18 protein-coding genes are annotated in these 25,654 nt (G+C 67.9%); 10 read left to right on the top strand and 8 right to left on the bottom strand.

Translation table 11 applies throughout. From position 1 onward, the window contains the following. Positions 1–48 precede the first annotated feature (48 nt). Positions 49–1,461, bottom strand: coding sequence for an FAD-binding oxidoreductase (locus tag MEU52_RS02910; RefSeq protein WP_238120245.1), 1,413 nt, complete (start codon positions 1,459–1,461; stop codon positions 49–51). 328 nt (positions 1,462–1,789) lie between these two features. Between MEU52_RS02910 and MEU52_RS02905 the strand changes: the two genes are divergently transcribed. Together MEU52_RS02905 and MEU52_RS02900 are read left to right on the top strand one after the other, a co-directional pair. Next, positions 1,790–2,299 (top strand): thioesterase family protein, encoded by a 510-nt coding sequence (locus MEU52_RS02905; protein WP_238120247.1) that lies wholly within the window; start codon positions 1,790–1,792, stop codon positions 2,297–2,299. A 252-nt stretch (positions 2,300–2,551) separates the two neighbouring features. Continuing rightward, the gene (locus MEU52_RS02900; protein WP_238120248.1) at positions 2,552–2,740 is read left to right on the top strand and encodes a hypothetical protein; all 189 of its coding nucleotides are present in this window, start codon (positions 2,552–2,554) and stop codon (positions 2,738–2,740) included. Positions 2,741–3,007: 267 nt separating this feature from the next. Here MEU52_RS02900 and MEU52_RS02895 read toward each other — a convergent pair whose 3' ends face one another. The 5 genes from MEU52_RS02895 to MEU52_RS02875 all read right to left on the bottom strand — a co-directional run bounded on the left by MEU52_RS02895 (position 3,008) and on the right by MEU52_RS02875 (position 10,005). Further along, positions 3,008–3,919, bottom strand: coding sequence for a 50S ribosomal protein L11 methyltransferase (locus MEU52_RS02895; RefSeq protein ID WP_238120250.1), 912 nt, complete (start codon positions 3,917–3,919; stop codon positions 3,008–3,010). Positions 3,920–4,166: 247 nt separating this feature from the next. Further along, entirely contained in the window at positions 4,167–5,420 is a 1,254-nt protein-coding gene (locus tag MEU52_RS02890; RefSeq protein WP_238120251.1) for a GGDEF domain-containing protein, read from the bottom strand. 212 nt (positions 5,421–5,632) lie between these two features. Beyond that, positions 5,633–8,068, bottom strand: coding sequence for an ATP-dependent helicase (locus MEU52_RS02885; protein ID WP_238120252.1), 2,436 nt, complete (start codon positions 8,066–8,068; stop codon positions 5,633–5,635). A gap of 120 nt (positions 8,069–8,188) precedes the next feature. Then, complete coding sequence (locus tag MEU52_RS02880; protein WP_238120253.1) at positions 8,189–8,521, bottom strand: cupin domain-containing protein; 333 nt, start codon at positions 8,519–8,521, stop codon at positions 8,189–8,191. Positions 8,522–8,616: 95 nt separating this feature from the next. Beyond that, the gene (locus MEU52_RS02875) at positions 8,617–10,005 is read right to left on the bottom strand and encodes an MFS transporter (protein WP_443265867.1); all 1,389 of its coding nucleotides are present in this window, start codon (positions 10,003–10,005) and stop codon (positions 8,617–8,619) included. A gap of 268 nt (positions 10,006–10,273) precedes the next feature. On the opposite strand from MEU52_RS02875, the gene MEU52_RS02870 reads away from it, so the two are divergent. From MEU52_RS02870 to MEU52_RS02860, 3 genes are all read left to right on the top strand, one after another. Then, complete coding sequence (locus tag MEU52_RS02870) at positions 10,274–11,692, top strand: diguanylate cyclase domain-containing protein (RefSeq protein WP_238120255.1); 1,419 nt, start codon at positions 10,274–10,276, stop codon at positions 11,690–11,692. A gap of 299 nt (positions 11,693–11,991) precedes the next feature. After that, positions 11,992–13,989, top strand: a complete 1,998-nt coding sequence (locus MEU52_RS02865; RefSeq protein WP_238120256.1) for a hypothetical protein — start codon at positions 11,992–11,994, stop codon at positions 13,987–13,989. Between the two features lie 11 nt (positions 13,990–14,000). Then, entirely contained in the window at positions 14,001–15,593 is a 1,593-nt protein-coding gene (locus MEU52_RS02860; protein WP_238120257.1) for a PEP/pyruvate-binding domain-containing protein, read from the top strand. Positions 15,594–15,605: 12 nt separating this feature from the next. Here MEU52_RS02860 and MEU52_RS02855 read toward each other — a convergent pair whose 3' ends face one another. Beyond that, a complete protein-coding gene (locus MEU52_RS02855; RefSeq protein ID WP_238120258.1) occupies positions 15,606–16,079 on the bottom strand; it encodes a winged helix-turn-helix transcriptional regulator in 474 nt (157 codons plus the stop codon). A 161-nt stretch (positions 16,080–16,240) separates the two neighbouring features. Between MEU52_RS02855 and MEU52_RS02850 the strand changes: the two genes are divergently transcribed. Further along, positions 16,241–16,861, top strand: coding sequence for an NAD(P)-dependent oxidoreductase (locus MEU52_RS02850; RefSeq protein ID WP_238120259.1), 621 nt, complete (start codon positions 16,241–16,243; stop codon positions 16,859–16,861). A gap of 6 nt (positions 16,862–16,867) precedes the next feature. On the opposite strand, the gene MEU52_RS02845 is transcribed toward MEU52_RS02850, so the two are convergent. Next, positions 16,868–21,742, bottom strand: a complete 4,875-nt coding sequence (locus MEU52_RS02845) for an NAD-glutamate dehydrogenase (protein WP_238120260.1) — start codon at positions 21,740–21,742, stop codon at positions 16,868–16,870. Between the two features lie 226 nt (positions 21,743–21,968). On the opposite strand from MEU52_RS02845, the gene MEU52_RS02840 reads away from it, so the two are divergent. The 4 genes from MEU52_RS02840 to MEU52_RS02825 all read left to right on the top strand — a co-directional run bounded on the left by MEU52_RS02840 (position 21,969) and on the right by MEU52_RS02825 (position 25,591). Next, positions 21,969–22,544, top strand: coding sequence for a peroxidase-related enzyme (locus MEU52_RS02840; protein ID WP_443266051.1), 576 nt, complete (start codon positions 21,969–21,971; stop codon positions 22,542–22,544). Positions 22,545–22,810: 266 nt separating this feature from the next. Beyond that, positions 22,811–23,584, top strand: a complete 774-nt coding sequence (locus MEU52_RS02835) for an ABC transporter ATP-binding protein (RefSeq protein WP_238120261.1) — start codon at positions 22,811–22,813, stop codon at positions 23,582–23,584. 1 nt (position 23,585) lies between these two features. Beyond that, positions 23,586–24,323: an ABC transporter ATP-binding protein gene (locus tag MEU52_RS02830; protein ID WP_238120262.1), complete on the top strand. Its 738-nt coding sequence runs from the start codon at positions 23,586–23,588 to the stop codon at positions 24,321–24,323. Between the two features lie 56 nt (positions 24,324–24,379). Beyond that, complete coding sequence (locus MEU52_RS02825) at positions 24,380–25,591, top strand: ABC transporter substrate-binding protein (protein ID WP_238120263.1); 1,212 nt, start codon at positions 24,380–24,382, stop codon at positions 25,589–25,591. Positions 25,592–25,654: the final 63 nt, after the last annotated feature.

Here is a 25,654-nt window from a genome sequence, read left to right as displayed (position 1 = left end):
CCGTCCGGGCCGCCCCTACGGGTGTTCAGCTATGGGGCGCGATTGCGATCAGACGACGACGATCTTGCCCGGATTCATGATGTTGTGCGGGTCGAGGGCCCGCTTGATGGCGGCCATGGCGGCCAGCGCCGGGGCGCCGTGCTCGGCTTCCATATATTTCATCTTGCCCTGGCCCACGCCGTGCTCGCCGGTCGAGGTGCCGCCCATGGCCAGCGCCCGCTCCACCAGCCTGCTCATATAGTGCTTGGCCTTGGCGAGGTCGTCGGGGTCCTCCACGTCCACCATCAGGGTGGTGTGGAAGTTGCCGTCGCCCACATGGCCGACGATGGGTGCGATGAGCCCCATGTCCTCGATGTCGCGCTTGGTTTCCATGACGCAATCGGCCAGGCGCGAGATGGGCACGCAGACGTCGGTGGCCACCGCCTTGGCGCCGGGGCGCAGGGGCAGGACCGACCAGTAGGCATCATGCCGGGCCTGCCACAGCCGGCTGCGATCCTCGGGATGGCGGGCGAAGGCGGCCGGGCCGCCGCCGAATTCCGCCGCCAGCGCCCCGAACCGCTCGGCCTGCTCGGCCACGCCTGCCTCGGTGCCGTGGAATTCCAGGAACAGGGTGGGGGTCTCCTGCAGGTCGAGCTTGGCATAGGCGTTGGAGGCCTTCACCTGCACCTCGTCCAGAAGCTCGATGCGGGCCACCGGAATGCCGTTCTGGATGGTGGCGATGACCGTGTCGCAGGCGGCCTCGACGCTGGGGAAGGGGCAGACGGCGGCGGAGATCGCCTCCGGGATGCCGTAGAGCTTCAAGGTGATCTCGGTGATGATGCCGAGGGTGCCCTCGGCGCCCACGAACAGGCGAGTGAGATCATAGCCGGCGGAGGATTTGCGGGCACGGGTGGCGGTGGTGACGACCTCGCCGTCGGCGGTCACCACCTTCAGCGACAGCACATTGTCCTTCATGGTGCCGTAGCGCACCGCGTTGGTGCCCGAGGCGCGGGTGGAGACCATGCCGCCGAGGGAGGCATCGGCGCCGGGATCGATGGGGAAGAACAGGCCCTGGTCGCGCAGGTCCTCATTGAGGCGCTTGCGCGTGACCCCCGGCTCGATGACGCAATCGAGGTCGGCGGTGTTCACCGCCAGGATGCGGTTCATGCGCGACAGGTCCACACAGACGCCGCCGCGCGGCGCGTTCACATGGCCTTCCAGCGAGGTGCCCGCACCCCAGGGAATGACCGGAACGCCATGCCGCGCGCAGATGCGGACCACTGTCTGCACATCCTGCGTGCTTTCCGCAAACACCACCAGATCGGCCGGTTCATTGGGCAGATAAGTGGTCACATTGGCATGCTGCGCGCGAACGGTCGGGTTTGTCACGACCTTGTGATCGAGCGCGCTTTTCAGTTCCTCTGTGGCGGAAATAACACGATTCCGTGAGGGGGCCTCGGGTTTCGCGTCTGCGGGAAGCATTTACTGTTCCTTAACTTTGTTGTCGCGCTCCGGACGCGTCTGGCGATTCGGAGGGGTGTCGAAACGGTATGAGAAGGCCGTTTCCCATGCTTTTGAATTTGACAGTGTTATTTCCGATTCGGCGCGGCGGCTAGTTTCGATCCATTTCGGTGGTGACGAATGCCGCATCTCGCGGCACAGTGAATAGGCACAGAGCACGTCCGACCCCTTGGACCGCTCGACGGGATCGGCAGGGCCGATCCAAAAGATCCTCAATGGCAACCGGTGAACGCGCCGCCCCGCGCGCGGGGGCGGGTGTGCGCGTTCCTCATGACAGGGCACGAGTGTCATGCTGGACCTGATCGACTTCGAACCCGTCTTCTTCGCCCCGTTCGTCTCGTCTCCCATGCAGGTGGACCGGGCGTGGATCGACTATAACGGCCACCTGAAGATGGCCTATTATGAACTCATCTTCGACCATGCGGCGAGCGAGGCGCTGACCCTGCTCGGCCTTGGCCAGCAATATGCGCAGCAGCGTGGCGCCTCCTTCTTCACCGCCGAGGCGCATGTACGCTACCTGCGGGAGATCACCCCCGAAAGCCCGGTGCGGGTGACCTTGCGGCTGATGGATTACGATGAGAAGCGCATCCATCTCTACCAGACCCTGCACCATGCCTCCGAAGGCTGGAGCTCGGCCACCTGCGAGCAGATCGCGGTCCATGTGGACCTCAAGTCGCGCCGGGTCACGCCGTTTCCCGACGAGGTGCTGGAGCGCATCGCCATGATGCGGGCCGCCCATGCCGGGCTGCCCTCTCCAGATGGCGTGGGGCGGCGGGTCTCGATGATGGCGCGCTGCTGAGGCGCGCCGGATTGACACCGAACGCGGGGGCGCGTATCCCCCGCATCAACGGCGCCGTTTTTTTCGGCAATGCGCCGCCAATCTCCGAAAATCAAAGGTTCGTGGAACTCTGCATCGGGCGGAGGCACGGGGGCGTGCCTTCATTGCGCGCAATGCAGGGCAGCTATGCTTACCTATCTGTTCCGTTTCTGGTGCAATGCAGCATATATTGCATCGCATCACGGCCGACATGGCCCGGTACAGGAGGCATCCATGAGTGCTGCTACCTATCCCGAAAAGACCCTTTTGGCGTCCCATGCCATGGGTGTGCCCGCCCACGCCCGCCCGGCGCGGGGCTTCTTCGCGCGCCTGCTGGACACGGTGATCGCCGCGCGGACCGAGCAGGCTGAGAAGGAGCTGGCGCGTTATCTGGCCGGCCGTCCCGCGGGTCCGCTGGTCTGAAGGGCACCTGGCGCAGGCGCGCTCGGAATGGTGTGCGCAGGGTGGCGCGCGGACGGTGTCCGGGCGCGCACGGTGCGGCACTGCGGGCGCGACGTGGCGGCTGTGCGAAGCCGCATGCGCAAGTCGCAGCACAAGTCGCAGCGGCAGGCCCTGCGGGCGCTTTGGCCTGAGGGCTGATGCTTTGGATATTTCAGGCGATGTGATCCCGCGCCGGATCGGTTACGACCCGGCGTCGGTTGCCTGCGATGGCGTCGCGCGGGCGCCGCTTCAGAGCCGGCCGGCGCCGTCGGCGGAGAGTTCCAGCGTCGCCCAGCCTTCGATGTGGCGCTGCTTGACCAGATAAAGCCCCTGGCTGCGGTAGGCGGCGAGGGCGGCCGGCACCTGGCTCACCAGCAGGCCCGACAGCACGATGTGCCCGCCCGGGGCCAGCAGGTTGCGCAGCGGCCGCGCCAGCCGCTTGAGCGGCGGCAACAGAATATTCGCCAGGATCAGATCGTAGGGACCGCCCGCGGCGATGGACGCGGCATCCGCGCCGGCGGCGTGGAGCATGGTGATGCCGGTGCCCGCGTGGTTGGCACGGGCATTGGCCCGGGCGGTGCGCACGGCGATGATGTCGATATCGCTGGCCACCACCTGGGTGTGGAAGCGGCGGGCGGCCGCAATGGCCAGCACCCCGGTGCCGGTGCCGATATCGAGCACGCGCGCCGGGCAGGCCCGGCGGGCCACATCGGCAATGGCGGCGAGGCAGCCCTGGGTCGTGCCATGGTGCCCTGTGCCGAAGGCCAGCGCCGCCTCGATCTCGATGCCGATGGTGCTGCCCCGGACCCGGCCGCGGTCATGGGACCCGTGCACCATGAAGGGGCCGACCTTCACCGGCGCCAGTCCTTCCAGGCTGGCGGCCACCCAGTCCTTCTGTTCCACCGCTGAAAAGGTGGTGGCCGCGGCCAGCTCCGGGCCGGCGGCAAAGCCCACCAATTCGCGCAGGCGATCGGCGTCGAACGCCTCGCCGGCGAACACCTCCACCACCCAGTCGTCTTCGCCGCGCTCGAAATTGGCCACCGCCACCTCGGCCGGATCGAAGGTCTCTGAAATGAGATCGGCGATCCGCTGCGCGGAGGCGCGGGGGGCGGCGACGCGCATCACGTGGCTGGCGTCGTTGGGAGGCAGGCCTTCGAGCATGGAAGCGATATCCGGATCACGCGGCCCGCGGCAGCGATGCGCCGGTGGGGCCGCCCATATGTTGTGCTGGCTGCCCGCCGGCGGCGGGTGCCACGGGCCCGGCAGGGCGGCGCGAGACTAAAGCGCTGCGAGACTGCAGCGTTGATGATGTGGCGCGTCGACGGATGCCGGCGCCGTTGCGGTTCCATAGCCGAGAGGCTTTTCCCCTTTCAATGAAAAACGCATGCGAACCGGCCGAACGCCGCGCTCAGGAGTCGAATGCGCCGGTCACCGTGTTGCGTCCGCTGCCCTTGGAGGCATAGAGCCGCTGGTCGGCCACCGTCAGCAGGCCGCTGATGGTGTCGGCATCCTGCGGGGCGGTGGCGACGCCAATGGACAGGGTGAGCGGCTCCACATGTGGGGGCAGGGACAACAGAGCGATCCGCTCCCGCAGCATGGTGGCGAGGCGCAAGGCCTGCAGGTGCGAGACGCCGGGCGCGAATGCCACGAACTCGTCGCCACCATATCGCACCACATAATCGGACTGGCGCAGGGCGTCGGTCATGGCGTCGGCGACGATGCGCAGCACCGCGTCTCCCACCGGATGGCCGTGGCGGTCGTTCACCGTCTTGAAATTGTCGATGTCGATGAGCAACAGGCTCATCGGTCGATTGGTGGTGGCCGAAACCGCGAGGAGATCGCGGCCGAGCGGCTCCAGTTGGCCGCGATGCAGCAACTGGGTCAGTGGGTCACGGCGCGATGCGCGGGTCAGCTCTTCGAAGCGTTGTCGATACGTCAGGATGTCGAAAACATCCGACAGACGGCGCGGCGGGCCGTCAGCCCGCATCTCAAACCGGTCCAGGTAGAACAGCAGCATGGCCGCGCACAATCCCGCCGCCGCCAGCTTGCCGAGCCAGCCGCCGATCCCCGCCGAGAAGGGCACGTCGAAGGCGAGATGCAGCATGGCGAAGAAGCCAGCCTGATCAAAGGTGAGCACACAGGCCAGGGTCAGCCAGATGGCCAGGAACGGAAGGCGTCGCAATGGCCGCGAGATGCGCTCGTAAAGCAGGATCATGGCGATGCAGTCGAGGAACAGCAGCGCCGTGCCCCACAGCATCAGCCCACCGAGCTGATCGAGAAAGGAGAGCTCGCCGCTACCCGCCAGTCCGCCCACGTCACGGTGCAGGCGCAGCACCGTGACGAATGCGATGAGGAAGAGATTGCCGAACAGCAGCCCATAAATGGGCTGGCGCGCCACCTGCGCATCCTCGCGGATATAGACCAGCAGCAGCAGCGCCAGCTTGCCCGAGAACATCACCACCGAGCCCGGCGAGAGGGAGGCGCCCAGCGGCAGGGCGACATAGAAGCTCGCCGCCAGATAGGTCTCCATGAAATGGATGCTGCCGAGCGCGCAGAAGAACGTGCCAATGCCGAGGGTGTTCCGCCAGCGGAACAGGCCCAGCATGGCGGCCACGTAAAGCACCAGACCGATGATCAGGAGCATGATGTTGACGAAAGGCATGGGTGCTGCGCATCTGGCCGCGGCACCGCCGAGCCGGGCGCGCGGAAAACCATTTCGTGCGCGCCACCGGGTGGGCGTCGCGCTGCAAGGCGAGCGTGGCTGCCGCTGCAACGCCCAAGTCGATCTAGCCATCTCCGCCCGGTGAACGCAAGTTGTCGCGCGGCGGCGGCGCCTCTCTTCCGCGCCTTTTCGACAGCATCGGCGCGCGGGGCTTAAACCTTCTCGACGAAGGTCTCGATCACCCGCTTTTCGCCGGCCTTGTCGAACAGCACGGTGAGCTTGTTGCCGTCGATGCCGGTCACCTCGCCATAGCCGAACTTGATGTGGAACACCCGCTCGCCGGTCGTGAAGGCCGAGCTCGATGTGGTGGAGGTGGCGAGCAGGGTGCCCTCGATCACCTTCGGTCCACGCCGCTCGCTCCCCCAGTTCTGGCCCCCGTTGTAGCGGCCATTGCGCTCGCCAGAACCGCCCTCCGTCTCGTTGCGCTGGTTCTGGGCGCGCTGCCAGCCGGGGGTGCCATAGGACGAGCCCGAGAAGGGGCTCGCCCCGGCGCGGTCGAAGCGGCTCGCCCCATAGCTGCCGCCATAGCTGGAGCCGCCCCAGCCGGAGCCGCCGCGGCTTTCCTCCACCTGCACATGGGCATCGGGCAACTCGTCCAGAAAGCGGCTCGGCACCGTGGAATTCCACAGGCCGTGAATGCGCCGGTTGGAGGCGAAATAGATGCGGGCGGAGGCCCGCGCGCGGGTGATGCCCACATAAGCGAGCCGCCGCTCTTCCTCCAATCCCGCCTTGCCCTGCTCGTCGAGGGCCCGCTGATGGGGGAACAGGCCTTCCTCCCAGCCGGGGAGGAAGACGGTGTCGAACTCCAGGCCCTTGGCGGAATGCAGGGTCATCACCTGCACCGCATCCTCGCCGGCGCCCTGCTCGGTATCCATCACAAGGGAGATGTGCTCCAGGAAGCCGCCGAGATTCTCGAACGGCTCCATGGAGCGCACCAGCTCCTTCAGGTTTTCCAGCCGGCCGGCAGCCTCGGCGGAGCGGTCCTTCTGCCACATCTCCGTATAGCCGCTCTCGTCGAGCACGATCTCGGCCATCTCGGTGTGGGACAACACGCGCGCCTGCTCGCGCCAGCGTTCGAACGCCTCCATCAGCCCGCGCAGGGTGGCACGCACCTTGGGCTTCAGCTCCTCGCTCTCGGTCAGCACCCGGGCCGCCTCCTGCAGCGGCACGCCGGCAGCGCGGGCGACATCGTGGATCTGCTTGAGGGTGGCGTCGCCAATGCCGCGCTTGGGCACGTTGACGATGCGCTCGAAGGCGAGGTCGTCAGAGGTGGAGTTCACGCAGCGCAGATAGGCCAGCGCATCGCGGATTTCCGCCCGTTCATAGAAGCGCGGGCCGCCTATGACCTTGTAATTGAGCCCCAGCGTGATGAAGCGGTCTTCAAACTCGCGCATCTGGAACGAAGCGCGCACCAGGATGGCGATCTGCGAGAGGGCATGGCCCGCCCGCTGCAGGGCCTCGATCTCCTCGCCGATGGCGCGGGCCTCCTCGCCGGAATCCCATGCGCCGGTGACGGTGACGCGCTCGCCATCCTCCCCTTCCGAGAACAGGGTCTTGCCGAGCCGCCCCTCGTTGTGGGCGATGAGGTGGGACGCCGCCGCCAGGATATGGCCGGTGGAGCGATAGTTGCGCTCCAGCCGGATCACCGTGGCGCCGGGAAAATCGCTCTCGAAGCGCAGGATGTTGTCCACCTCGGCGCCGCGCCAGCCATAGATGGACTGGTCGTCGTCGCCCACGCAGCACACGTTGCGCGAGCCCTGGGCCAGAAGCCGCAGCCACAGATATTGGGCGACGTTGGTGTCCTGGTACTCGTCCACCAGCAGATATTTGAACTTGCGGTGGTATTCGGCGAGCACATCGGGATTTTCGCGGAACAGGCGGATGCCTTCCAACAGCAGATCGCCGAAATCCACCGCGTTCAGCGCCTTCAGCCGGGCCTGGTAGGCGGCGTAAAGAGCCGCGCCCTTGCCATTGGCAAACACCGCGCCCTCGCCGGCGGGCACGTCCCTGGGGGACAGGCCGCGGTTCTTCCAGCCATCGATGGTGGCGGCCAGCAGCCGGGCGGGCCAGCGCTTCTCGTCGATGCCTTCCGCCGCCAGCTGCTGCTTCATCAGCCGGATCTGGTCGTCGGTATCGAGAATGGTGAAGCCGCTCTTCAGCCCCACCAGCTCGTGGTGGCGCCGCAGGATCCGCACGCCGATGGCATGGAAGGTGCCGAGCCAGGGCATGCCTTCCACCTGGTCGCCCACCATGGAGGCGATGCGCTCCTTCATCTCCCGCGCGGCCTTGTTGGTGAAGGTCACCGCCAGGATCTGCGAGGGATAGGCGCGGCCCGTGGCCAGGATGTGGGCGATGCGGGTGGTGAGCACGCGGGTCTTGCCGGTGCCGGCACCGGCCAGCACCAGCAGCGGGCCCTCCAGGGTTTCCACCGCCGCCCGCTGCTCCGGATTGAGCCCGTCGAGATAGGGCACGGGGGCGGCTGCCGGTGGCGCCATGGCGGCGCGCGCCCGCGCGGCGATGCCGCCGGGACGCGGCGCCGGAAGCTCGGGAGCCGGCGCGCCGGCATTGCGGAAGGGATCGGAGGGCATGCTCAAAACGGTCGACTCAATGGCCCCATGATTCTGTGAAGAGAACAAAATGGCACCAGCCCCGGCCAAAGGCGAGGGCCTCGTGCGCGGACCGGGGTTGCGCTGACAGGGCGGGGCGGTTCAGTCGGCGGTCGGCTTCGGCAAGTGCACCACGTAGAACTTACGCACGGCGGTGACACTTTTCCAGGTGCCGGTGAAGCCGGAGGGGATGACGAAAGCGTCGCCGGCGGTGAAGGTCTCCGTGTGCCCCGAGGCATCGGTCAGCTCCACCGTGCCCTCCAGCAGCATGCAGAATTCATCCTCGTCATACTTCACCGCCAGGGTCGAGGCCTGCGACGCCCAGAATCCCGCCGAGAAGGCGCCGGTTCGATCCTGATACCACTCATGAACGGTCGTCGCCGACGTGGGGTCCACCGGCGGCTTGGGATCAAATCGGATGGGGCGCAGCGTCATGACAGGCTCAAGTGGCTGATGCAAAGACTGGACATCCTTGGCTGAGGATCCGGGCCGGTGCAAGCAGGCGGTCGATGCCGCCGAGTCGGCGGCCGTCAATCACCACCCCCTTCTCGCTGAGGCTCCTGGCGTCGCATCAGGAGTGCGCCGGCGCTGAAGAAGGCCAGCAGCACCGCCACGCCGGCCCTCTGGCTGCCGGTTGCCGCGGTGACGATGGCGACGCTGGTGGGGGCGGCGAATGAGGTAATCTTGCCGGACAGGGCGAACAGCCCGAAGCACTCGGCGAGATGGGCCTCGGGCGCGAGCCGCACCAGCAGGGTGCGCGAGGCCGCCTGGAGCGGGCCGGCCACCAGGCCGATGAGGAGGCCGAGGCCGAGATAGAACCGCTCCGGCAGCGTGGCGAACAGCCCATGCGCCGGCGCTGTGGGCACCAGCCCGAACAGCAGCGCGTCCCGCGACAGGGACAACAGGCCGACACAGGAGAGGATCAGGCAGGCCAGGGCGCCGCGGATGACCGTGCGGGCCCCCAGGCGGTCGTCCAGCCTCCCGCCCGCCAGCGCGCCGATGGTGCCGGTGATGGTGAGGGCGATGCCAAAAAGGCCGATCTGGGTGGCGCCCCAGCCGAACACGCCGGCGGCGTAGATGCCCCCGAAGGCGAACAGCGCCACCAGACCATCCGCGTAAAGCATGTTGGCGATGAGGAAGCGGGCGAGGGTGGGGCGGGCCCGCAGGCGGGGCAGCAGCGCCCGGATATTGCCGAGGCCCACCTTGATCGCGGCGCCCGGTGGGAGCCCCGCGGGCGGATCCGGTACCAGGAGCAGCAGCGGCCAGACGAGCAGGGCGAACCACAAGGCGGTGAAGGGGCCGGACAGGCGATCGCCTTCACGGCTCGCCGCATCAAGGCCGAAGGCGGGTGGCGTGCCGAGGAGGGTGAGGCCGCTGTCCGGCTGGGTGGCGAAGAAGCCGAGCATGATCGCCAGCGAGACGAGGCCGCCGAGATAGCCCATGGCCCAGCCCGTGCCGGACAGGCGCCCGAGCTTCTCCGCCGGCACCAGGGACGGCATCATGGCGTTATTGAAGACGGTGGCGAACTCGACGCCGATGGTGCCGATGGCGAACGCGGCCAGGATCAGGGGGATGCGGCTTGCGTCCCCCGGCGTGGCGAACCACAGCAGCGATGCACCCCCCATGAGCATGGCGCCGAACAGCACGATCCAGGGCTTGCGGCGACCAGAGGCGTCGGCGATGGCGCCGAGCACTGGCGAGCACAGGGCGATCACGAGGCCTGCGGCGCCGGTGGCGAAGCCCCAGAGCGCCTGCCCTTCGGCCGGTGTCGCCGCTACCGCCGTGGCGAAATACGGCGCGAAGACGAACGTGGTGATGAGGGTGAAATAGGGCTGGCATGCCGGATCGAACAGGATCCAGGCGAAGATGGCGCGCCGGCTGGCGCGGTCTGACGCCTCAGACGGCATCGGCATACGCATCTCTATAGCCATTCTGACAGCAGCGGTGGCGGTCGGGGCAAGTGTCTTTTTTTGGTCCTATCACAATTGTTTTCACATCCTGAGGCTGTTGCTCGTGTGTCGTCACTCTTTTTGCTCTCTTCTTGAATGAATGCTTGTTTGACACTATGTTAATCGGGGGCGGATGAAAATGTTTCATGGCCTGAGCGCGTGTCAGGGGCGTGGCGGCGGTCGGTTGGTTCCCAGCGAAGAGCCGGGGCCTTTTGATCATGCGTGAGGTCTGCCGTTGATGCAGCCGTTTGTTCCCCCGCGGACGCTGGCCGTTTCCGGGTGCGAGGTCGAGCTCCAGCTGGCGCTCATCGCCCACATGATGCAGGTGCCCCAGGTGCTGCTGGCCCGCCCCGGGCAGCCGTTGTTGTGTGTGGAGCCAGGTGTTCCTCCCGTTTGTCGCCGCGTGTCTGTGGTGCCGGAGCTGCTGCGCATGGCCGCGGCGGTGCGCCAGCGGCTGACGATCGCCGATCTCGCGACCAGCGGAAAGTTCAGTGAGGGGTTGCGGGGATTGGCTCCCGCCTCGCTCCGTTTTTTTGCCAGCGTGCCGTTGATCGCGGCGTCCGGAACCGCCCTTGGTGCACTGTGCATTGTCGATACGGTGCCGCGCCAGCTCGGGCGCGAGGATCTGGCGCGGCTGGAGGATGCCGGCCGGGTGCTCGCGGCGCTGATCGGCTACCAGCGGGGCGAGGATGCGGTGGCCCGTCTGGGAGCCGATCTGGTGCGCGCCACCGCCGAGGCGCGGGCACGGGCGGCATCGGAGCTGCGCTACAAGAAGATGTATGAGCGCGCGTCCGCGCAGGCGCAGATCGGCGTGTGGGAATGTGATCTCGCCACCTCGCGTCTCACCTGGACCGATGGCGTCTATGACATGTTCGAACTGCCGCGTGGCAGCCTGGTGACCCGGGAGCTGATTCTTGCCCTTTACGACCCCGCTTCGCGGCGGGAGATGGAGGAGCTGCGGCAGCAGGCCATCGACCGTTGCAGCGGCTTCAGCCTGGAGGTGCGTGTGCGGGCTGCCGGTGGGACGCCGAAATGGATTCGCCTCACCGCTGAGGTTGAGGTCGAAGACGGTGCGCCGGTGCGGATTTTCGGCCTCAAGCAGGACATTACCCAGGAGCATATTCTGCTGGAGCAGCTGCGCGTAACCGCCGAGCGGGACGCGCTCACGGGTCTTGCCAACCGGGCCATGTTCGAGCGCAGCCTCGGGCGTCCCGGTCTGGCTGGTGCGCGGCAGAGGGCGCTGGTGTTGATCGATCTCGATGGCTTCAAGGCGGTTAATGATACCTATGGCCATTCGGCCGGCGATGCCTGCCTGGTGGAAGTGGCGCGCCGCCTGCAACGGGAGCTCGCCGGGGCGGAGCTGATCGCCCGCATCGGCGGCGACGAATTCGCGGTGCTCATGGAGGTGCCGCAGCTGGAGAGTGCCTTGGAAAGCCGCGTCCGCTCGGCCCTGGCGGCGCTCACCGCCCCAATGCGGCACGGCGGCCAGGTCTTCGCGGTTGGGGCCTCCATCGGTGTTGCCCGGGCGCTGGAAGCGCTCGCGCCACAGCAGGTGTTCGCCCGCGCCGATCAGGCCATGTACGCGGCGAAGAACAGTGGTCGCAATTGCGTGCGGATCCACTCCGATCAGCCGGAAGGCGCGCGTCGCGTCTCCTAGCCTCCATGCGGATCCGCCTCGATCCTCCTTGATTCCCGTTGCTTTCCCGCACCAGGCCGTCGTCCGTGGCCTTCGGGCGCTGGTGTGACGGTGCGCGTGGAGGTCCGCGGTGACCGGGCGGCGGCATGTGCTTGCTGTTGCCGCTCCTGTGGCGGATGTCTTTTATTTCTATAAAATAATAAAATTCATTAAACTGTAGCATATGACGCTTTTATGACATGTCGTGTGGCGTGTACTTAAAATTTATAGACAAATAACTCTCTTGCCGTGCTAGTGAAATTCGCGGTCGGGAGGGTTCCATGAAGTCTCAGATCGTTGAAGAGCTTGGCAATGCGGAGGTTCTGCTGCCTTCGCTCATCGCGGACGGGTTGCGGGCGAACGATCGCGTCAAGGCGCGTCTCAGCATGCTGCAGGAGGTCGGACGGCGGGCGGCCTCGGCCACCGGGGGGCACGGATCGGGCGTGGCGCCGTTCGACCTGGGCGAGGAATGCCGGGCGGTGGGGCTGGACGTGGCGGCGATGGAGGCCCTGGCGGGCCATGCAACGTTGGTTGCCGGCAAGGTCACCGCGCCGGGTCTCGGGGCGCTTGGTGCCGGGATCTGGGCGGATGTCGAAGCCATGATCCACGCGGTCGGTGCAGGCGATGCGGGCGCAGGCGATGCGGGGGCAGGCGATGCGGGGGCAGGAGATGCGGGGGCAGGAGATGCGGGCGCGACGGCCGCCCGGCGGCTCGAAGCCTTGCGCGCGGGCACCGCGCTCGGCTCCGGCGATGCCCTTGCGCCGGCGGACATCCTGGCCCTCACCAGCCTTTCTGCGGAGGGGCGCGACAGCCTGCACCGCCTGATCATGGACCTGCACAAGGATCTGAACCGGCTGGCGGCCAGCCATGCCGAGGAGGTCCTGGCGGGGGCGCATGTCTATGGCCTCAAGGCCGAAGACCGGCCGGCGGTGGAAGCCTTCATGCGGGGGGTGGAAGCCACGCGGCGGCTCAAGTTCGATCACCCGGGCCTCGCCACGGTAGCCACCCGCGCGGGCGATCGCCTCACCATTCAGAACGATATCGGCGAAACCGATGCCCATGTGGTGGTGATCACGCAAGAGGCGGACACCATCACCGTCACCTATTCGGATGTTCATCGTGCGCGAGCCAAGTTCTTCGTGGCGTGTTTCGATGATTTTCCCGCCCAGTGGAGCGGTCTCGGCACCAAGAGCGTGGAGGGGCTCGCCGAGGGCGGCGTGTTCTTCCTGGTGACCGGGCGGCTGACCGATACGGACCGGGTGGCGCGCGAAGCATTTCTTGAAGCGCTCGGCGCCGCGCTGGTGTTCCTCATTGATTGGAACAAGGCGCGCAAGACCCTGAGGTCCTGGGTGCCGAAGGCGGATGCGGTGCGCATTCTGCAATGGGCGGCGCGCAACCGCATCGGTCATCGCGGCTTTCTTGAAATGGGCGGCAGCGAGTTGGTGGCGGCCGCCGTGCACCATGCCGCACCCACCCGTATCGGCTTCGGCGAGCGGCTCGACGGGGTGCTGGGGCGCGAGGCCGCGGTCTCGTTCCTGGAAGCGGTGCTGCGCATCTCCGCCGAGGCTCTGTTGGACGGCAGCGCACTGCGGCTGGCGCGTGACCGCATCGAAGCTGAGCTGGTCGGCCGGCTGGAGCGCGTGGATACGGCCCTGCTGGATGTGGTGATCCGCCAGGCCGGCCTCGCCCGCGAGGTAGCCGTGGCCATTGCCCAGCACGTGGACGATCTGGCCGCCGGCCGTGGCAGTGATGCGGACGAGCTGGCGCGCCGCGCCCGGGCCATTGAGCAGAAGGCGGATCGCATCGCCCTGGAAGCCCGCGGGGAGATCGCCCGGCTTGATGCGGATCCGGCGGTGGCGCAACTGGTCAACCGCATTGAGGAAGCGATCGACGATCTGGAGCAGGCCGCCTTCATCGCTTCCCTGGCGCCGCAGGGGCTCGACGGGGCGTTGCTGGCGGCGCTCGGGCACCTCGCCCGGCTTGCGGTGGCGGGCACCGAGGCGGCGGCCATGGGCGTTGCCGCCACCGCCGAAATTCCCGAGGGCAGCCGCATCGACAGCGAGGCGGCGCTGGCGGCGTTCGGCCGGCTGATCGAGATCGAGCATGAGGGCGACGTGGCCGAGCGCGCGGTGACCACGCAGGTGCTGCGCGGCGATTTCGATCTCCGGGCGGCCCTGGCCGCCCTGGAGCTCGCCCGCGCCCTGGAGCGCAGCACCGATCAGCTGGCCGGTTTCGGGCACCTGCTGCATGCCCAGGTTCTCGCCGACCTCACCAAATAGGACGCCTTGCCATGAAGATCGTGCGAATTGGCGCCGGCGCGGCCGGCCCGCTGCCCTCGGCGGATGTGGTGGGGGCGAAGGCGGCCAATCTGGCGCAGATGGCGGCCCTCGGCCTGCCGGTGCCGTCGGCTTTCGTGCTGCCGGTCAGCCTGTGCGCGGCCATTGTGCGTGGCGACGCGGATGCGCGGCAGAAGCTGCGGGCCGGGCTGGCGGAAGGCATTGCTTTCCTTGAGCAGGCCACCGGCCGCACCCTGGGGGACCGGCGGCGGCCGCTATTGGTCTCGGTGCGCTCGGGCGCCGCCCGCTCCATGCCCGGCATGCTGGATACGGTGCTGGATGTGGGCTGCACCGCCAGCGCCGTGCGTGGATTGATCCGCAGCACCGGCAATCCCCGCTTCGCCTGGGACTGTCGGCGCCGCTTCCTCGAGAGCTTCTGCACCGTGGTGCTGGGGGTGCCGCCGGGGGTGCTGGATGCGCCGCGGGCATCGGTGCTGGCGGGCGAGGGCGCGCGGTGCGTGGAGGAGCTGGACGGAGAGGCCCTGGAGCGGCTCGCCCGGGCCTATGTGGAGGCGCTCGACGACGACGGCAATCCCATTCCCGCCGAGCCGGTGGCCCAGCTGGAGGCCGCGGCGCAGGCCGTCTATGGCTCCTGGATGGGCGAGCGGGCGCGGACCTATCGCCAGTTGGAACACCTGGAGCATCTGCAGGGCACGGCGGTAACCGTGCAGGCCATGGTGTTCGGCAACCGGGGGCTCACCTCCGGCTCGGGGGTCGCCTTCTCGCGCGATCCCTCCACGGGGGCCGCGGTACCGGTGATCGATGTGCTGTTCGAGGCGCAGGGGGAAGACGTGGTTTCCGGCAGCCGCTCGCCGCAGACCGAAGACGCTTTGATGCGCGTCGTGCCCGAGGCGGGTCGCCAGCTGCGTGATGTCCTGGTCACCCTGGAACGGGCCTTCCGCGATGTGCAGGACGTGGAATTCACCATTGAAGATGGCCGGCTGTGGATGCTGCAGACCCGTTCTGCCAAGCGCACCCCCCGGGCAGCCCTGCGGATCGCCATCGACCTGGTGCGCGGCGGCCTCATCGCGCCGGCGGAAGGTGTGGCGCGCCTCGCGGGCCTTGATCCGGCGAGCCTGGTGGAACGCCGCCTGACCGGTGTCGGCACCCCACTGACCACGGGCACCGGCGCGTCGGCCGGGGTGGCGGTGGGGCGCGTGGCCTTCTCCTCGCAGAGCGCCCAGCGCTATGCCGACGGGCATGAGCCGGTGATCCTGGTGCGCCCGGACACCTCCACCTCCGATGTGGCGGGCTTCTCGGTCTCCGCCGGCATCGTCACCGCCGTGGGGGGCCGCACCGCCCATGCGGCGTTGGTGGCGCGGCAGATGGGCAAGCCCTGCGTGGCCGGCTGCCGCGACCTCGTGGTGGACGTGGATCGCGGCTGTGCCCTCGTGGGTGAGACGGTGCTGCGGGAGGGCGATTGGCTCTCGGTGGACGGCGGCGCCGGGCGGGTCTTCACCGGTCGCGGCAGCGTGGAGGTGGACCGCCTGGATGAGGAGCTCGCCACGGTCGCCGGATGGCAGGTCGAGGCCGAGGCGCCGGTGTGAGGGGCCGGCGGCTCACCGGGGCCCTGTGGCCTCCGGTTCGCCATCGAAGCGGGCGCGGGCCGCGGTGATGGCCTGCGCATTGTCGAACGCCCAGCGGTTCAGCACCTCCACCACGTCCGCCAGTGAGCGGCCAAGGGGCGTCAGCGCATATTGAACCTGGGGCGGCGTGGTCGGAAAGACCGTGCGCGCCACCAGGCCGTCGCGCTCCAGATGGCGCAGGGTGACGGTGAGCATGCGCTGCGAGATGGGCCCGATCTGCCGGCGCAGGGCGTTGAAACGACACGGGCCGGCGGTGAGATTCAGCACCACCAGCACGCTCCAGGCATCGCCGATGCGGTCCAGCACATGACGGGTGGGGCAGGGCACCGCGCTCGCCAGCACCTGTGGCGTCAGCACCTGTGGCGTCAGCACCTGCGGCGATGGAATCTCCGGCGCCGGGGCTTTCGGGGCGCGGCCTGCGGGTGCGCGGCGCGAGGGCGCGGTCATCGGTTCCTCCCATGTGCCCTGGTGCGGGGAAGATGCCTTCTTCAAACCAGGTTCGTTTTGAGCATATGGTTCCGGAAAGGAACCGCCAAGCGCGCGGGCGTGTCACGCGCACCGGGCTTATCTGCGCGTGCCAGCCGGCCGCGCTCCAACGGGAGTATCGCATGAAGATCGTCGTTCTCGGCGCCACCGGCATGGCTGGATCGCGCATCGTCGCCGAGGCTCTGGCCCGGGGCCATCAGGTCACCGGCATCGCGCGCAAGCCCGAGGGCCTGGCCGATCATCCGGCGCTGACGAAGGTGGCCGCCGACGTGGCGGCAGAGGCGGAGGCGGGGCGCCTCGCGGATCGGCTGCGCGGCCATGACGTTGTGGTGAGCGCGCTGCACTTCCAGACCCTGTCGGAACCGCAACTGGTGGGGGCGGTGAAGGCCGCCGGCATCAAGCGGCTGCTGGTGGTCGGCGGTGCCGGCAGCCTGGAAGCCGCCCCGGGGGTGCTGGTGATCGACACGCCGGACTTTCTGGAGGCGTGGCGCCCCTACGCCCGGCCAGGTCTCGACTTCCTGGCGGCGTTGAAGGGCGAGAGCGAGTTGGAATGGACCTTCATCTCGCCCTCGTTCTTCTTTGAGCCCGGCACCCGCACCGGCACCTTCCGGCTGGGCACCGACCAGTTGCTGGTGGCGGCCGACGGCCGCAGCGCCATTTCCGGTGAAGACTTCGCGGTGGCGATGCTGGACGAGATCGAGACCCCGGCCCACGTCCGCCGCCGTTTCACCGTCGGCTACTGATCCGCTTCAGGTTCGGATCAGGTCTCCCAACAGGCTCGCCGCCAGGGTCAGCTTCGACAGGCTGAGGCCCGAGGCGGCGATGTCCTTCACCGTGGCGCGCATGCGTTCCACCGCGTCCCGGTGGCGGCTCACATAGGCTTCGAGCGCCGCCTCGCCGGACCCGCCGGAGGCGAGGATCTCGCCGCAGATGCGCCGCAGGAAGCTCTCGAGCTGCGCCAGTGCGCGGTCGAGGGCGAGGCGGTCGTAATAGTCCGGAGCGACGATGCTGCGGGCCTGCATCACCAGGTCGTCGACGTCGAAATAGCGGCCTGCGGCGAAGAAGGTGCTCGCCACGTCGGGAATCGGCCGTCCGCTGGTGTGCGCCAGCAGGGCGATGTCGGCCGCCGCCGCCAGCGCCTGGCTGGAGGCGATGCGCCGGGCGAGGTCCTCCGGCACATTCTGGGTGGTGAGCTCGGTGATGCGGGTCTGCCGCAGCAGGCGCCAGGCCTCGGGCAGGCTCTCGTCCAGCGCCGTCGCCACCGCCTGGATGCCGGCGCGATAGCGCTCCACCACGGCGGCGATGCCATCGGCGAACGAGACATTGCCGAGGAACCAAATGATGCGGCCGAGCACCAGGTCCTGGACGCCCGCATAGAGGGCGAGCTGGGCCGCGCCGGACACCTTGTTGTCGAGCGCGTCGATGGCGGCGAGCAGCGCCGGCACCTGGTAGCTGTCGCGCACTGCCGCGAAGGCGCGGGCGATGGCCGCCGCGTCCGCTCCGGTCTGGTCGGTGATGCGGGCAAGCGCCGAGGGACCGCACAGGTTGACGATGGCGTTGGAAAGGGCCGTGGCGATGATCTCGCGCCGCAGCCGGTGGTGGGTGATGGCCGCGGGGAAGCGCGCTTCGATCTGCGGCGGGAAATAGGTGATCAGCTCGCGCGCCAGATAGGGATCATCCGGTACGCTTGAGCCGGTCAAGTCGGCGTCGAGGGTCAGCTTCGCATAGGCCAGCAGCACCGCGAGTTCCGGCCGGCTGAGGAATTCACCGCGCGAGTGGCGGTCGGCGATCTCGCTGTCGGAGGGCAGCGCCTCCACCGCGCGGTCGAGGGCGCCACGGGCTTCCAGCATCTGCATGAGCCGCTGCTGGAATGGCAGGTCCGCCGCGCCGGCGCGCTGGGCGAGGGAGAGGGCGAGGGTCTGCTCATAGTTGTTGCGCAGCACCAGCTGCGCCACGTCGTCGGTCATCTCCTTCAGCAGCGCCGCCCGCGCCGGCGCCGTGAGGGCGCCGCTCTCCAGGGGATGGGCGAGGGCGATCTTGATGTTCACCTCCACGTCGGACGTGTTGACGCCGGCCGAATTGTCGATGGCATCGGTGTTGAGGCGGATGCCGCGGCGGGCCGCCTCGATGCGGCTGCGCTGGGTCATGCCCAGGTTGGCGCCTTCGCCGATCACCTTCACGTTCAACTCATCGGCGCTGACGCGCACCGCGTCGTTGGCGCGGTCGCCCGCCGCCGCGTCGCTCTCGCCGGACGCACGCACATAGGTGCCGATGCCGCCGAAGAACAGGAGATCGGCCGACGCCTTGAGGATGGCGTTGATGAGCTCCGGCGGCGTAGCGTGGGGCTTGGGGAAGCGGAGCAGGGCCTGCACCTCGCCCGACACCGGAATGCTCTTGGCCGTGCGCGCGAATACCCCGCCACCGGGCGAGATGAGGGCAGGATCATAATCTGCCCAGGAGGAGCGGGGCAGGTTGAACAGCCGCTGCCGCTCCCCATGGGCGCGGACCGGGTCGGGATCGGGGTCGAGGAAGATGTGGCGGTGATCGAACGCGGCGACGAGTTTGATGGCGGACGACAGCAGCATGCCGTTGCCGAACACGTCGCCGGACATGTCGCCCACGCCGATCACCGTCACCGGCGTGGTCTGAATGTCGATGTCCATTTCCCGAAAATGGCGCTTCACCGCCTCCCAGGCGCCGCGAGCGGTGATGCCCATGGCCTTGTGGTCGTACCCCACCGAGCCGCCGGAGGCGAAGGCATCGCCCAGCCAGAAGCCGTGCCGGGCGGAAATGGCGTTGGCGGTGTCGGAGAAGGTGGCGGTGCCCTTGTCGGCGGCGACCACCAGATAGGGGTCGTCGCCATCCAGGCGGACCGTGTCGGCGGGTGGCACCACGGCGCCGGCCTTCAGATTGTCGGTGAGATCGAGCAGCGCGGAAACGAAGACCTCATAGGCGGCGGTTCCGGCCGCCAGCGTCGCCTCGCGGCTGCCGTCGGCGGGCAGTTGCCGGGGCACGAAGCCGCCCTTGGCGCCCACCGGCACGATGACCGCGTTCTTGACCTGCTGCGCTTTCACGAGGCCCAGGATCTCGGTGCGGAAATCCTGCGGGCGATCGGACCATCGCAGGCCACCGCGCGCCACCTTGCCGAAGCGCAGGTGCACACCTTCGATGCGTGGCGCGTGGACGAACACCTCATAAAGCGGCCGGGGCAGGGGTAGCCCCTCCACGCGCGCGCTCTCGAACTTCAGCGCCACCGCCTCGCGCGGGCGCTCCTCGGCGTCGCGCTGGTAGAAGGTGGTGCGCACGGCGGCATCGACCAGATTGACCAGGCGCCGTAGGATCCGATCCTCATCGAGGCTGGAGACGGCGGCGAGTGCGCTGGCGAGCCGCTCGCGCGGGGGCGCCTCACGGGCCTCGCGCGCCGCCGCCGCCGGCTCCAGCATGGGATCGAAGCGGGCGTGGAACAGCGCGACGATATCGCGGGCGATGGTCTCGTGGCGAGCCAGGGTGCGCCACATGTAGTCGAGACTGAAGGGCAGGCCCGCCTGGCGCAGATAGCGCGCCAGGGTCCGCACCAGCACCGCCTCGCGCCACGACAGGCCGGCGTCCAGCACCAAGGCGTTGAAGCCGTCATTGTCGGCGGCGCCGCGCAGCACCGCGTTGAGGCCATCCTCCAGGCGTTCCTCCGAGCCGGCCATGGCGATGGTGCCGCCGTCGGCACGCTCCAGCGTCATGTCGTGCAGCCAGCTCCGCGCCATGTCGCCGGTGTCGGCATCGCTGGAGAAGGCGCCATCGTCGGCCCGGGGCTGGATGCGGTAGGTGCGCTCGTTGATGGCCTTGAGGCCCATGTTCTGCAGCATGGGCACGCGGATGGAGAGCGCCAGCGGCGCGCCATAGGACAACAGACGCAGACCGATGCGGGCCGGGCTGTCGCCGGCCCGGCGATAGAAATCGATGGCGATGGGCCGCTCGGGGGAAAGGCGCTCCAGCCGCTCGATGTCCGCCACCGCGGTCGTCACATCGAACGCATCCATGTAGCCCACGCCGAAGGCGCGGCCATAGCGCCAGGCGAGGGCTTGCGGGTCTTCGCCCGCCAGGCCCGGGCGGGTGGCGACGGCGCCAGGCAGGGCGGCGGCCAGCCGCTCGCTCCAGGATTGGGTGGCCTCGATGATCCGCCGCTCCAGATCCGCAATGTCCACCTGCGGCGTGGGCCCGGGGCGGCGCGCGATGGTGACATGCATGCGCGTCAGCGGGGTTCCGGTGAGAAACGTCTCGGTGAGCGCCGCCGTGGTGCCGTCAAAAGCCTCCACCAGCAGCGCGGCAATGCGATCGCGCACGGCGCTGTCGAAGCGCTCCTTGGGCACATAGACGAGAATGGAGGCGAACCGGTCGAAGCGGTCCAGGGCCGGCAGGACCCGCACCCGCGGGCGATCGTAGAGGGTGAGAATGGCCCGTGCGTGGCGGGCCAGGGTGGCGCTGTCGAGCTGGAAGAAATCGTCGCGCGGATAGGTCTCCAGCACCATCTCCAGGGCGCGGGCGGAATGGCTGTCCGGCTCCAGGCCGGCGCCGCTGATCACCATTTCCGCCTTGCGGCGCAGCTCGGGAATATCCTGCACCGAATGGACATAGGCGGTGGAGGCGAGCAGCCCGAGAATGCGCAGCACGCCGGTGACCGCGCCATCGGGCCCGATGGTCTTGATGGCGATGTCGTCCATGGCGCTGCGGCGATGCACCCGGGCGCGCAGGGTGGATTTGGTGAAGGTGACGAGCTGGGGGCTGCCCAGGAAGGCGTGGGCGTCGGCCGGGCTCACCGTGTCCGCGACCTCAGCGCGGACCGCAGCATCGCGCAGCAGCCCAAGGCCGCTCTCCGGCTCCGTGGCCAGGCCGCCGTCCGGGGTCACCTGCGCGTGAATGAGGCCGAGGAAAATGAAATTGTTGGCGGTCAGCCAGGTCAGCAGGTCGGACGCCTCGGCACTGCGCCGCGGGTCGATGTCGGGCAGCGACGCCTGGAGCTGGGTGGCGAGGGCGCTCACCCGATCGCGCATGGCATGAAAGTCGGCATTGACGCGCTGCACATCGGCGAGGGTCGCGGCGAGGCTCGCGGTCACGTCCGCCGCGGTTGCCGGGTTGAGGGCCGGGACTTCCAGGTGGATGAGGCTCTCGCGGTCTTCGCGGGCGTGGGGTGCCGCAACGCCGGTGACCTGCCCGGCGGCATCGCGGATGACGTGAAAGATGGGGTGGGCGGCGAGCTGCACCTCGATCTGCCGCTCCGCCAGCTCGCTCGCCAGGGAATCGAACAGGAACGACATGTCATCGTTCACCGCCTCGATCACTGTGAGGGCGCGGTCCCCGGCTTGGGCAGGCGTCAAGGTGAGGTCGCTCACGCCGCGCGGCCGGCGGGCCAGATGGGTCCAGGCCTGCGCGATCCGTTCGGCCACGAAGGCCGGGTCGAGCGGCGGCCGGTCGCCGGGGGCGAGATCTTCGGGGGCGAGGGCGTCCAGGAAGGTGTGGGTGAAGGCGGGGGGCACCTGCGGCGCCGTCTCGTCCACCAGGGCGGCGATGGCGCCGATGCGCGCTTGCAGGTCGCTCGGCGTTTCGGCAGCTTGAAGGCCTTGAATGGTCATGGCTACTCCCCGAATGGACGCCCCCGCTCGCTGTCATCCGTGCCGTGTGTGCGGTGCGCCACTGCCCGGGCATTCGGGGACAAGGCCACGACGCAACGATGACGAGGCAACGCTCATGGTGCTCAAAGTGAAGTCGTCTTCCCGCGCCGGGAAGTCCAAAAGCGCAACCGCTGAAAAAACCAGCACGCCCGCGAAACGGGCGGCGTCTCCCGCCGCTGCGGCGCATCTGGCCGATGATCAGCCGGCCATCGCGCTGCCCCTTCCGCCGGCGCCCTTCGACGCGGCGACCGAGGCCTATTTCAACAAATGCCAGGAGAAGCTCGGCTTCGTTCCCAACGTGCTGCAGGCCTATGCATTCGACATGGCGAAGCTCGGCGCGTTCTCCGCCATGTATAACGATCTGATGCTGGCCCCCTCCGGCCTGTCGAAGCTGGAGCGGGAGATGATCGCGGTGGCGGTGTCGAGCGTGAACCGCTGCTATTACTGTCTCACCGCCCATGGCGCGGCCGTGCGGCAGCTGTCCGGCGATCCGGTTCTCGGCGAGCAGATGGTGATGAATTATCGCGCCGCCCGGCTCGAGCCCCGCCAGCGAGCCATGCTGGATTTCGCCGTGAAGCTCACCGAACGTCCGCATGAGATCGAGGAGGCGGACCGCGCCGTCCTGCGTGCCGCGGGCTTCTCCGAGCGCGACATCTGGGACATTGGTGCAGTCACCGGATTCTTCAATATGTCCAATAGGATCGCTGCGGCGACGGACATGCGCCCCAATCTCGCGTATCACAGCCAGGCGAGGCACCCGTAAGGCCGTTCCACCCCGCGCCGATGGGTTCTGGCGCGGGGTGGAAAAAATCTTCCGAGCGTACGCTCGTTCTATTCCTTTTTGTGCTATGAGGTATGCGCTAGAGGTTGAGCTCGTCGCAACTTCTGGTCTGATTGACGCGCCTCTCGCCCCGTGGTTAGGGTGCGTCGCAAGATCAAGTGCACTGCAAAAGTGCCGATCCGGAGGAAATCGCCGCGGGTGAGCGCCATGCGCCCCCAAGGCCCAGACAATGAGGGCGCCCATCGGTCATGGACACTGTCTCAGACGTGCCCTACATCGTTGAAGCATCAGGTCTTACCAAGGAGTTCAAGGGGTTCGCGGCCGTCAAGAACGTGAATCTCAAGATCCGTCGTCACACGATTCATGCCCTCATCGGGCCGAATGGTGCCGGCAAGACCACCTGCTTCAATCTGATCACGAAATTTCTGGACCCCACCCGGGGGACCATCCGCCTGAACGGGCGCGACATCACGCGCACGCCGCCGGCGGATGTGGCGCGGATGGGCATGGTCCGCTCGTTCCAGATCTCGGCCACCTTCCCGCACCTGTCGGTGCTGGAGAATGTGCGCATTGCGTTGCAGCGTCCGCTCGGCAACTCGTTCCGCTTCTGGCAGTCCGAGGCCTCGCTGAACGCGCTGAACGATCGCGCCATGGCGCTGCTGGAGGATGTGGATCTCACCTCCTATGCCCAGCATCTGGCGGTGGAATTGCCCTACGGCCGCAAGCGGGCGCTGGAGATCGCCACCACCCTGGCGCTCGATCCGGAAATGTTGCTGCTCGACGAGCCGACCTCCGGCATGGGGCGTGAGGACATCGCCCGCACGGCGGAGCTCATCAAAAGGGTGTCGGCCAAGCGCACCATCCTGATGGTGGAGCACAATCTTTCGGTGGTGGCGGACCTGTCCGACATGATCACCGTGCTGGCCCGCGGTGAGATCCTCACCGAAGGGCCCTATGCGGAAGTCTCCAAGAATCCGCAGGTGGTCGAAGCCTATATGGGCACCGGACATGGAGCGCATTGAGATGGCTGAGACCCAGGCTTCCCTCGACGTTCCCCCCAAGGCGCCCCTGCTCAGCGTCAAGGACCTGCACGGCCATTATGGCGAAAGCCATGTGCTGCACGGCATGACCTTCGATGTCCGCCCCGGAGAGGTGGTGACCCTTCTCGGCCGTAACGGCGCCGGCAAGACCACCACCATGCGGGCGATCATGGGCCTTCTGCGCAAGCGCGCCGGCTCGATCCGCTATGAAGGCACCGAGACGGTGGGCCTCGCGCCCAACAAGATCGCCCGCCTCGGCATCGCCATCTGTCCCGAAGAACGCGGCATCTTCTCCTCGCTCTCGGTGCGGGAAAACCTGCTGCTGCCGCCGGTGGTGCTGCCGGGCGGCCTTTCCGTGGACGAGATCCACGAGCTGTTCCCGCGCCTGGAGGAGCGGCGCAACAGCCAGGGCACGAAGCTCTCGGGCGGCGAGCAGCAGATGCTGGCCATCGCCCGCATCCTGCGCACGGGGGCCAAGCTCCTGCTCCTGGACGAGCCTTCCGAAGGCCTTGCACCGGTGATCGTGCAGCATATCGGCCAGATCATCCGCGACCTCAAGAAGAAGGGGTTCACGGTGCTTCTGGTGGAACAGAACTTCCATTTCGCCTCCACCGTCGCGGACCGCCACTATGTTGTGGAGCACGGCCGTGTGGTGGACATGGTGGAAAACGACAAGATCGCAGAAAACGCGGCGCGTCTCGAAGCCCTTCTCGGCGTCTGAAGACTTCGGTTCCTGACAGAGAAAAGGCCGGCAACGTCCGGCCGGGAGGAAACATCATGCGTCTTGCTGCTATTTTTCTGGCGGCCTCGAGCCTCGTCGGTATCGGCGCGGCCCAGGCTGCCGACCCGGTTCCGGTCAAGATCGGCGTGCTCAACGACCAGTCCGGCCTCTATGCCGACCTGGGTGGCCAGGGCTCGGTCTGGGCCGCCAAGAAGGCGGTCGAGGATTTCGGCGCCGCCGCCAAGGGCCTGAAGGTGGATGTCATCTTCGCCGACCACCAGAATAAGGCCGATGTCGGCACCTCCATCGCCCGTCAGTGGTATGACATCGATGGCGTGGACATGATCGTCGACACGCCCAATTCCGGCGTGGCCTTGGCGGTGTCCGGCGTCACCAAGGAAAAGAACAAGGTCTTCATCAATTCCGGCGCGGCCACCTCGGACCTCACCGGCAAGGCCTGCACGCCCAACACCGTGCACTGGACCTACGACACCTGGGCGCTCGCCAACGGCACCGGCAAGGCGATCGTGAAGAACGGGGGCGACACCTGGTTCTTCCTCACCGCCGACTATGCCTTCGGCCACGCGCTGGAGCGCGACACCTCCAAGGTGGTGACGGAGAACGGCGGCAAGGTGGTGGGCTCGGTGAAGGTGCCGCTCAACAATGCGGACTTCTCCTCCTTCCTGCTGCAGGCGCAGAGCTCCAAGGCCAAGATCGTCGGCCTCGCCAATGCCGGCGGCGACACCATCAACTCCATCAAGCAGGCGTCGGAATACGGCATCGTCGATGGCGGCCAGAAGCTTGCTGGCCTGCTCATCTTCCTCACCGACGTGCATTCCCTGGGCCTGAAGACGGCGCAGGGGCTGAACCTCACCGGCGCCTGGTACTGGGACCAGACCGACGCCAACCGCAAGTTCGCCGATGAGTTCGCCAAGGCCAATGGCGGCAAGCGGCCCACCATGGTGCAGGCCGGCGTCTATTCCGGCGTGCTGCACTATCTGAAGGCCGTCGAGGCCCTCAAGAGTGCCAAGGACGGCGCCGCGGTGGTGGCGGAGATGAAGAAGCTGCCCACCGACGACCCGCTGTTCGGCAAGGGCGAGGTGCGCATCGACGGCCGGCACATTCACCCCATGTTCCTTTATGAGGTGAAGAAGCCGTCCGAATCCAAGGGCCCGTGGGATTACTACACCCTCAAGGCCACCATTCCCGCCAACGAGGCCTTCCGGCCCCTGAGCGAGAGCGACTGCCCGCTGGTCAAGAAGGGCTGACCCACTCCCGAAACGGACCGATCCCGCCCGCGCGGCAGGATCGGTCCGCCTCTCCTGATTGAG

This window comes from Xanthobacter sp. NM-25, from assembly GCF_022138605.1.
GTDB lineage: Bacteria > Pseudomonadota > Alphaproteobacteria > Rhizobiales > Xanthobacteraceae > Xanthobacter.
Note: the sequence above shows the minus strand (reverse complement) of the source record. Positions and strands in the feature narration are given on the sequence as shown.

Bases quoted from the DNA above. Each gene is read 5' to 3' on its own strand.
- MEU52_RS02900 (WP_238120248.1), top strand. From the start codon at position 2,552: ATGAGTGCTGCTACCTATCCCGAAAAGACCCTTTTGGCGTCCCATGCC.
- MEU52_RS02825 (WP_238120263.1), top strand. From the start codon at position 24,380: ATGCGTCTTGCTGCTATTTTTCTGGCGGCCTCGAGCCTCGTCGGTATC.
- MEU52_RS02880 (WP_238120253.1), bottom strand. From the start codon at position 8,521: ATGACGCTGCGCCCCATCCGATTTGATCCCAAGCCGCCGGTGGACCCC.
- MEU52_RS02885 (WP_238120252.1), bottom strand. From the start codon at position 8,068: ATGCCCTCCGATCCCTTCCGCAATGCCGGCGCGCCGGCTCCCGAGCTT.
- MEU52_RS02895 (WP_238120250.1), bottom strand. From the start codon at position 3,919: ATGCTCGAAGGCCTGCCTCCCAACGACGCCAGCCACGTGATGCGCGTC.
- MEU52_RS02870 (WP_238120255.1), top strand. From the start codon at position 10,274: ATGCAGCCGTTTGTTCCCCCGCGGACGCTGGCCGTTTCCGGGTGCGAG.
- MEU52_RS02835 (WP_238120261.1), top strand. From the start codon at position 22,811: ATGGACACTGTCTCAGACGTGCCCTACATCGTTGAAGCATCAGGTCTT.
- MEU52_RS02875 (WP_443265867.1), bottom strand. From the start codon at position 10,005: ATGCGTATGCCGATGCCGTCTGAGGCGTCAGACCGCGCCAGCCGGCGC.
- MEU52_RS02850 (WP_238120259.1), top strand. From the start codon at position 16,241: ATGAAGATCGTCGTTCTCGGCGCCACCGGCATGGCTGGATCGCGCATC.
- MEU52_RS02855 (WP_238120258.1), bottom strand. From the start codon at position 16,079: ATGACCGCGCCCTCGCGCCGCGCACCCGCAGGCCGCGCCCCGAAAGCC.
- MEU52_RS02890 (WP_238120251.1), bottom strand. From the start codon at position 5,420: ATGCCTTTCGTCAACATCATGCTCCTGATCATCGGTCTGGTGCTTTAC.
- MEU52_RS02905 (WP_238120247.1), top strand. From the start codon at position 1,790: ATGCTGGACCTGATCGACTTCGAACCCGTCTTCTTCGCCCCGTTCGTC.
- MEU52_RS02860 (WP_238120257.1), top strand. From the start codon at position 14,001: ATGAAGATCGTGCGAATTGGCGCCGGCGCGGCCGGCCCGCTGCCCTCG.
- MEU52_RS02845 (WP_238120260.1), bottom strand. From the start codon at position 21,742: ATGACCATTCAAGGCCTTCAAGCTGCCGAAACGCCGAGCGACCTGCAA.
- MEU52_RS02865 (WP_238120256.1), top strand. From the start codon at position 11,992: ATGAAGTCTCAGATCGTTGAAGAGCTTGGCAATGCGGAGGTTCTGCTG.
- MEU52_RS02910 (WP_238120245.1), bottom strand. From the start codon at position 1,461: ATGCTTCCCGCAGACGCGAAACCCGAGGCCCCCTCACGGAATCGTGTT.
- MEU52_RS02830 (WP_238120262.1), top strand. From the start codon at position 23,586: ATGGCTGAGACCCAGGCTTCCCTCGACGTTCCCCCCAAGGCGCCCCTG.